Raw genomic sequence first — 8,768 nt, 5'->3', positions numbered from 1 at the left:
GCCATGACCGGTTATCAGGAAATCCTGACCGATCCGAGTTACGCCGGTCAGATCATCACGTTCACCTTTCCGCACATCGGCAACGTCGGCGCCAATCAGGAAGATACCGAGACTTCGAACCTCGCGTCGCGCTCGGGCGTGCGCGGCTGCATCCTGCGCGCGCCGATCACGGAGCCTTCCAACTATCGCGCCGCCGAAAACCTCGACCGGTGGCTCAAAACTCGCGGCATCATTGCCATCGCCGGCGTCGATACGCGGGCGCTGACGGCTCGAATTCGCGAGAAGGGGATGCCAAACGGCGTCATCGCGCACGAGCCTTCGGGCGTGTTCGATATCGATAAGCTGAACGCCGAAGCGAAAGCTTGGTCCGGGCTTCTGGGGCTCGATCTTGTTCCCGAGGTCACGAGCGGCCAGAGTTACACTTGGGACGAGCAACGCTGGCTCTGGAACCAGGGTTACAAACGCAACGAGAACCCGGAATTCCACGTCGTCGCAATCGACTATGGTCTGAAACGCAACATCCTAAGGTGCCTCGCGTCAGCCGGATGCAAGGTTACGGTCGTCCCCGCAACCGAAAAGGCCGAGGACGTGCTGGCGCGTAATCCCGATGGCATATTTCTGTCGAATGGCCCGGGAGATCCCGCAGCGACCGGCGAATACGCCGTTCCTGAAATCAAAAAATTGGTCGACAGCGGCAAACCACTTTTCGGCATCTGCCTCGGACATCAGATGCTGGGACTGGCGCTCGGCGGCACGACCAGCAAGATGCATCAGGGCCACCACGGCGCCAACCATCCGGTGAAGGACTTCACGACCAACAAGGTCGAGATCGTCTCGATGAACCACGGGTTCGCGGTCGATAGCAAAAGTCTGCCGAAGGGCGTCGTTGAGACGCACGTTTCGCTGTTCGACGGTTCGAATTGTGGGCTTGCACTGGAGGGAAAGCCCGTGTTTTCCGTGCAGCATCACCCCGAGGCGTCCCCCGGTCCGCAGGATAGCCATTATCTCTTCACGAGGTTCGTCAATATGATGCGCGCCGACAAGGGACAAACGGCAAGACGCGAGCGGTGATTGCTCGCCGACTTCAACGCGGACACTTTTCCCATGGCGTTGCGAGTTCTGGCCTGCCTGACTTTATTTTTGTTGGTACCCGGCCAAGCGGCGCTGGCCTGCAAATATCAGCCGGGACCGTTTCTTCAGCAACTCGCCGCGGTATCGAAAGCCTGCACGCATAGCCTCTGCGGACGCATTTACCCGACGGCGCCGGTCGATCCGGCGACCGCCAAGTCATCGTGTTCGGATGAACCTTGGATGAGGTTCAGGTCCGACGTGACGGCGGCTCTATCGGCGCACGGCGCACTCTTACTTGGCGAGATGCATGACAACCCTGCACACCACCTGTTGCAGGCGGCGGCCGTTACCGAATTTGCGGTCAGCGGATCGAAAAATGTCCCCGCTATCGTCTTCGAACAAATCCGAGACGATCAGCAGGCGGGCCCCGACCGGTTTGCGGATTTCAATCGCAACGCCACTCGCCTTGCGACCGTCGGCGACCTGAAACGCTTCCTCGATTGGGACAAATCGGGGTGGCCAAAGGACATCTATGATCCGCTATTCAAAGCCGTCATCGCAGACAAGCTTGCGATCTACCCCGGCGATGTCCCTCGCGCGGCGATCATGAAGACGGCGAAAAAAGGGGAGAGTTCACTTCCCGCCGCTGAACGCACCCGCCTCGGTCTCGATAGTCCACTTGGGGCGCGACTAGACGCTGCATCCATCAAGGAGATCGAGGACTCTCACTGCGGCGCGATGCCGAAGTCGGCATTCGGCGGCATGGCGTACGCCCAGCGCTATCGCGACGCGCATCTGGCAGACGCCGTGTTGAAGGCGTCCGATCGACATGGCGGAGCCTTCCTGATCGCAGGCACTGAACACGTCCGTACCGACCGCGGCGTGCCCTGGTATCTTCGTCAGCGGGCTTCCGGCAAAAAGGTCGTGTCGCTGATGTTCGTCGAGGTCGAGGATGGCAATACCGACCCAGGGTCCTATGTGCCGCGCGACCCTGACGGCAAACCGGCAGCCGATTACCTCGTTTTTACCCCACGAGCCGACCGCCCCGACCCGTGCGAAAGAATGCGGCGGAAATAGCGGCTGCTCAAACTCCCTTGCCCCGCGTACGGGCAGAAGCGGTGCGATCACGCTGCATTGTCATCCCGGCCGGAGCGATCGTGCCTGAGCGCGATCGCGCAGAGCCGGGACCCAGAATTCATGCCTCATAAGCCGGAAAACCCGACCCTAGGTCCCGGATCGATCTTCGGCTGCGCCTTCGTTCGTCCGGGATGACAGTAACCGCGAAGTTGGTCCGCGCGCTGCCGCCCGCATCAACCTTGCTGAACTTTAAGATCGCGCCGCGCGCCGGACTGCGTATAAACCTCCCAAAAGCCTATTCGGAGGAAACTGATGCGCCGTCTTTTTTTCGTTCTCCTGCCGCTCGTTGCGGTGGGTCCTGCTTTTGCTGCCGACTGCACGAAAGACGTTGTCGCCGCTTTCGAGAAGCAACGCACGTCGAAGGCCTTCCGTGTCGAGTTCAGCCAGCCGACTGCCGAGGGCGAAGCCCAAATGAGGGTCGACTACATCCCGCCTGACAAGATGCTGCAGACGGTCACGTCCCCGGCGATGCCCGGCGAACAACAGACGATGCTGGTCGGCGACCGAGCCTTTGCCGGGACGAGCGGCAGTTTCGAAGAACTACAGCCCCAGTATACGCAGTCGATTGTCGCTGAGGTAAGAACCGCGCTCGGAGCATCGCCGCAAAAGCTCGGCAGCTTTGAATGTCTCGGCGCCGCCAAGCTCGACAATCGAGATCTCGTTGCCTACCGGACGGCTGAAAAAATTCCAGCCGGAGCGGACTTGGAAAAAGTCATGGCGCGGACGATCTACGTCGATCCGGCGTCCGGGCTTCCGGCGTTCAACGTCGTTGCCGCTCTGGCTGGCACCGCCGATCCGGTCATGAAGGTCAAGTATTCCTATCCGACTGACGTCGAAATTATTGCGCCGGCAAACGCGCCCGTGCAAAAGCTCCGTTGAGGTCCGCGATTTCTCTACGACGTCGCCATTCGTTCAGGATTTTGCATATGCGCCACATCGCGCTCGCCGCCATCATACTTGCTGCAATGACAGGTGCGTCCCTGGCACAGCCCACGCCGCCCGAACCGGCACCGGCCAAACCGAACGCCAATCCGTGCAGCGACGAGGTTTCCTTGGCTCTTCAGAAGCTGAGGAAGTCATCGTGGTTCCACATGGATACGAAGATGCTCACCGAAAACGGGCCGACGTCGATGCAGATCGACTACGTTCTACCCGATCGTATGCATCAGAAGGTGACGGTCGAATTGACCAAAAAGGCTTCGGAATTGATCCTCGTCGGCAAGGACGCGTGGTCCAGGCAGGACGAGGGCAGCTGGCACCCGCTCCGGTCGGACGTAGCCGAGCACCTCAAGAACCAGATGCAGGATTCCGTCGTGAAGCAGCAGACCGATATCGGCAGCTATTCATGTAAGGGCCGTACTAAGTTCGATGGCCGCGACGTGCTCTCCTATAAGCTCGAGACCGAGCCGGAAAAGGGTTCGACCGCGACGAACCAGGCTTTCCGCATGTTCTACGTCGACGCCCTGACGGGGCTGCCGGTCAGCAACGCCCTTCTTGTGCCGGGCCACGAGGAGAAACCGATTTTCAAGACGACTTATTCGTTCCCGCTGGACATGAAGATCGACCCGCCGAAAGACGTCGCTGAGGCCGCGCCACCCGCTAGCCCCGCTGCGCCTGCGACAACACCTGCACCTGCACAGAAGGACGCACCGGCCGACGGCAAATGATCTGCCACGTCGGCTGAACCGCTACGATCCGTCACTGGCATCGATAGCTGCTATGCCGTGGCGTGCAGGTGACCGGCGTTGACGATGGCGTTAGAAGCGCCATCGGAGATAATCTTCATGACCGCGACCGATTCTGCCGCCGCCGTCCGCACGACGGCCGCCAGCGTGTCCTTTTCGATCTTGCTGGCCGTAAGCTTTTGCCATTTGCTCAACGACGTCATGCAATCGCTACTGGCTGCGATTTATCCGATGTTGAAGCACGACTATGGCTTGGCATTCTGGCAGATCGGCCTGCTCACGATGTCCTTTCAGGTCACGGCGTCGCTTCTGCAGCCGCTGATCGGTAGTTTCACTGATCGCCGGCCCATCACCAATTCGACGAGCATCGGCATGGGATCGACCCTGCTGGGCCTTATCCTGCTCGCGTTCGTGCGCAGCTATCCTGGGTTGCTGGCGGGTGCGGCTTTTGTCGGCATCGGCTCGGCAATTTTCCACCCCGAGTCGTCGCGCATCGCGCGAACAGCCTCTGGCGGCCGCCACGGGATGGCGCAATCGCTCTTTCAGGTCGGCGGCAACTTCGGGACGGCGCTCGGGCCGCTGCTCGCAGCCTTCATCGTGCTGCCGCGCGGACAGTCCAGCATCGCCTGGTTTGCCGTCGCAGCGCTCCTCGGCATGGTCATTTTGTGGAGGGTCAGCAAGTGGGATGTCCGCGCCCGCGCTGGGCCAAAGGCGAGCGGAGATGCGGTGGGTATGCCGTTTTCACGCCGCCGCACCGGCATGGCGCTTGCGGTTCTGGCGATGCTCGTCTTCTCGAAGTACATCTACATGGCGAGCCTTTCGAGCTATTACACGTTCTATACGATGCACAAGTTCGGCGTTTCCGTGCAGCAATCGCAGTTGTTGCTGTTCGTATTTCTCGGTGCCGTTGCCGCGGGAACGATACTCGGTGGTCCGATCGGAGACCGTTTCGGCGCAAAGACCGTGATCTGGTTCTCGATCTTGGGCGTGCTGCCTTTCACGCTCGCATTGCCGTACGCCGATCTGAACTGGACGATAGCCCTCACGGTGCTGATCGGCCTTATCCTGTCGTCGGCCTTTCCCGCGATCATCGTGTTTGCGCAGGAACTTGTGCCTGGGCGCGTCGGAATGATCGCCGGGTTGTTCTTCGGTTTCGCATTCGGGATGGCTGGCATAGCTGCGGCAGTACTGGGCGTGGTCGCCGACGCCAGAGGCATCGACTACGTTTATCAAGTATGTTCGTATCTGCCGCTGATTGGACTGCTCACCGTGTTCTTGCCGGCTGTGGGGGAGGCCAATTATGACAAGCCGCAAGCCGCTCGAATCCGCACCTGACACCCAGGAACCCTGTGCCGCGACATTTTCAGGGTTCCACCCTCGTGTGGCATTGCCTATAAGGCCCGCCTAGCCCGACGTCAGATTCCTCACCCCGAGTTGGCCGGATTATCCGTGCCCGTTTCGGCCAAACCCTTGCGCCCATGCCCAAACGCACAGACATCAAATCCATCCTCATCATCGGCGCCGGCCCGATCGTTATCGGTCAGGCCTGCGAATTCGACTATTCCGGCACCCAGGCCTGCAAGGCACTAAAGGCCGAGGGCTACCGGATCATCCTCGTCAATTCGAATCCGGCGACGATCATGACAGACCCGGATCTGGCGGACGCGACCTACATCGAGCCGATCACGCCGGAAGTGGTTGCGAAGATCGTAGAGAAAGAGCGGCCCGACGCGATCCTTCCGACGATGGGCGGGCAAACGGCACTGAACACCGCCTTGGCGCTGCACAAGCAAGGTATTCTCAACCGTTACGGCGTCGAACTGATCGGCGCCAAAGCCGAAGCCATCGACAAGGCCGAAGATCGCCAACTCTTCCGCGAGGCGATGCAAGAAATCGGCTTGGAAACGCCGCGATCGAAACTGGCGCACAACCGCGACGAGGCAACGGCGGCGCTGGAGTTCGTCGGTCTGCCGGCGATCATTCGACCGTCGTTCACGCTCGGCGGTACCGGTGGCGGCGTTGCCTACAACCGTGAAGAATTTTTCGAGATCGTCGAGCGCGGGCTCGATGCCTCTCCGACGGCGCAGATTCTGGTCGAAGAGAGCGTTCTCGGCTGGAAGGAATTCGAGATGGAGGTCGTCCGCGACAAGGCGGACAACTGCATCATTATCTGCACCATCGAAAACGTCGACCCGATGGGCGTCCACACGGGCGACAGCATCACCGTCGCGCCGGCGCTGACGTTGACCGACAAAGAATACCAGATCATGCGCGACGCTTCGATCGCGGTGCTGCGCGAGATCGGTGTCGAGACAGGTGGCTCGAACGTGCAGTTCGCCGTCAATCCGGCCGACGGACGCCTCGTCGTTATCGAAATGAACCCGCGCGTCTCGCGTTCATCCGCACTTGCGTCGAAGGCCACCGGATTCCCAATAGCGAAAGTCGCGGCCAAACTCGCCGTCGGCTACACGCTCGATGAGATCCAGAACGACATTACCGGTGGTGCAACGCCGGCCTCGTTCGAGCCGACGATCGATTACGTCGTTACGAAGATCCCGCGTTTTGCCTTCGAGAAATTTCCAGGCGCCGACTCGACGCTTACGACGTCCATGAAATCGGTCGGCGAAGCCATGGCAATCGGCCGGACGTTCGCTGAGAGCGTGCAGAAAGCACTTCGCTCAATGGAAACCGGGCTCACCGGATTCGACGACGTGCAACTTGAAGGCCTTGGCCAGGGCGACGACAAGAACGTCGTGCGGGCCGCGGTTTCCCGCCCGGCGCTGGACCGATTGTTGAAGGTCGCGCAGGCGTTTCGCGCTGATTTTTCGCTCGATGAAATTCATCAGTATTGCAAGATCGATCCCTGGTTTCTCACCGAGATCAAGGCAATCATCGATACCGAAGCGCGGGTCATGACGTATGGGCTGCCTAAAACGGCCACGCAGCTGCGTGCCCTCAAGGCGCAGGGATTTTCCGATGCGCGTCTTGCAAAGCTCGCCAATGTCAGCGAAGCCGACGTACTGAAAGCCCGCAAGGCACTCAACGTCGTTCCGGTGTTCAAGCGCATTGACACGTGCGCGGCGGAATTCGCGTCTCCCACCGCTTATATGTATTCGACTTACGAAACCGGCCTCGACAGCGCGCCGGTATGCGAAGCTGCGCCGACCGATAAAGAGAAGATCATCATCCTCGGCGGCGGTCCAAACCGCATCGGGCAGGGGATCGAGTTCGACTATTGCTGTTGTCACGCCTGCTTCGCACTGACGGCGGCCGGGTTCGAGACGATTATGATCAACTGCAATCCCGAGACCGTCTCGACGGACTACGACACGTCCGACCGGCTCTACTTCGAACCGTTGACCGCCGAAGACGTGCTCGAAGTCATCCGCGTCGAAAGTGCCAACGGCAAGGTCAAGGGCGTCATCGTCCAGTTCGGCGGCCAGACGCCGCTGAAGCTTGCTAGTGCCCTAGAGGAAGCGGGCGTGCCTATTCTCGGAACCTCTCCCGATGCCATCGATCTGGCGGAAGATCGCGACCGCTTCAAAGACCTGATCGAAAAGCTGAAGCTCTCGCAACCCAACAGCGGCATAGCCAAGACGCCGGGCGAAGCTCGCGCCGTCGCCGAAAAGATCGGTTATCCGGTCGTCATTCGTCCGTCCTACGTTCTTGGCGGGCGGGCGATGGAAATCGTCCACGACGGCGCCGAGATTGACCGCTACGTCGCACGGCTTTCGGCAACCCTTGATCGGCCTTCGGAGCTTGTCGTCTCAGACAGGCGGCCGCTCTTGATCGACAGCTATCTGACCGACGCGGTCGAGGTCGACGTCGATTGTCTGTCGGACGGCAAGGACACCTTTGTTGCCGGCATCATGGAACACATCGAGGAAGCGGGCATCCACTCCGGCGACAGCGCCTGCTCGATGCCACCGCATTCGTTGGCGCCGGCGATCATCGCGGAGCTGGAACGCCAGACGCGCGAGCTAGCTCTTGCCTTGCGCGTCGTCGGACTGATGAATGTGCAGTACGCAATCAAGGACGGACACGTCTACATTCTCGAAGTGAACCCGCGAGCCTCGCGCACAGTGCCGTTCGTCTCGAAAGTCATCGGCCTGCCGATCGCTTCGATCGCGGCCGAGATCATGGGCGGTAAGCCGCTCGCCGCTTTCAATCTCAAAAAGCCCGACTACGATCACATCGCCGTCAAGGAGGCCGTATTCCCGTTCGCCCGCTTCCTCGGCGTCGATCCGATCCTCGGACCTGAAATGCGCTCGACGGGCGAGGTCATGGGCATCGACCGCGATTTTGCGATGGCGTTTGGCAAAAGTCAGCTCGGCGCCGGGCAGATATTGCCGTCAACCGGTACGGTTTTTGTGTCGGTGAAGGAAAGCGATAAGGCGCGCATCGTCGCTCCGGTGAAGGAATTGGCCGCGATGGGTTTCAATATTGTCGCGACGCGCGGAACGAAGCGCTATCTCGAAGCCAACGGTATCCAGTGCGATGCCATCAATAAAGTTCTTGAGGGCCGGCCGCATATCGTCGATGCAATGAAAAACGGCGATATTGACCTTGTTTTTAATACAACCGAGGGCTCCAAGGCCCTGAGCGACAGCAAGGACATCCGGCGCACCGCCTTGCTACGCCACATCCCTTACTATACAACCTTGTCAGGGGCGGTAGCGGTTACGCGAGCCATCAAGGCCTTGAAATCCGACGCGCTTCAGGTGTCTCCACTTCAGGCGTTTGCGCATCGCTGAGCCGTAGGATGCAGGGTGGCCGAAACGCCACCCGCCCACAGCCGGCTTCACCGTTTTCCTTTTGCCAGCCTTACAGTTAAGTGTGCGGGGGTGAATACTCCGCCGAGAGACAGAGCCGTTC

At 60.2% G+C, this 8,768-nt stretch carries 7 protein-coding genes; 6 read left to right on the top strand and 1 reads right to left on the bottom strand.

The window, feature by feature from the left end; translation table 11 throughout:
* The 4 genes from carA to VN623_RS03815 form a co-directional block, all read left to right on the top strand.
* The coding region (gene carA, locus VN623_RS03830) for a glutamine-hydrolyzing carbamoyl-phosphate synthase small subunit (RefSeq protein WP_325568287.1) at positions 1 to 1,071 on the top strand (1,071 nt) is incomplete at its 5' end.
* 33 nt (positions 1,072 to 1,104) lie between these two features.
* Positions 1,105 to 2,148: a ChaN family lipoprotein gene (locus tag VN623_RS03825; RefSeq protein ID WP_325568285.1), complete on the top strand. Its 1,044-nt coding sequence runs from the start codon at positions 1,105 to 1,107 to the stop codon at positions 2,146 to 2,148.
* A gap of 312 nt (positions 2,149 to 2,460) precedes the next feature.
* Entirely contained in the window at positions 2,461 to 3,087 is a 627-nt protein-coding gene (locus tag VN623_RS03820) for a hypothetical protein (RefSeq protein WP_325568283.1), read from the top strand.
* Positions 3,088 to 3,134: 47 nt separating this feature from the next.
* Entirely contained in the window at positions 3,135 to 3,875 is a 741-nt protein-coding gene (locus VN623_RS03815) for a hypothetical protein (RefSeq protein ID WP_325568281.1), read from the top strand.
* Positions 3,876 to 3,925: 50 nt separating this feature from the next.
* On the opposite strand, the gene VN623_RS03810 is transcribed toward VN623_RS03815, so the two are convergent.
* Entirely contained in the window at positions 3,926 to 4,096 is a 171-nt protein-coding gene (locus tag VN623_RS03810) for a hypothetical protein (RefSeq protein ID WP_325568295.1), read from the bottom strand.
* On the opposite strand from VN623_RS03810, the gene VN623_RS03805 reads away from it, so the two are divergent.
* Entirely contained in the window at positions 4,095 to 5,228 is a 1,134-nt protein-coding gene (locus VN623_RS03805; RefSeq protein ID WP_414653159.1) for an MFS transporter, read from the top strand. The two genes, VN623_RS03810 and VN623_RS03805, sit on opposite strands and share 2 nt — an antisense overlap.
* A gap of 143 nt (positions 5,229 to 5,371) precedes the next feature.
* A complete protein-coding gene (carB, locus tag VN623_RS03800; protein WP_325568280.1) occupies positions 5,372 to 8,647 on the top strand; it encodes a carbamoyl-phosphate synthase large subunit in 3,276 nt (1,091 codons plus the stop codon).
* The last annotated feature ends 121 nt before the right edge of the window (positions 8,648 to 8,768 follow it).

It is taken from the genome of Hyphomicrobium sp. (genome assembly GCF_035572195.1).
Lineage (GTDB): Bacteria > Pseudomonadota > Alphaproteobacteria > Rhizobiales > Hyphomicrobiaceae > Hyphomicrobium_B.
Note: the sequence above shows the minus strand (reverse complement) of the source record. Positions and strands in the feature narration are given on the sequence as shown.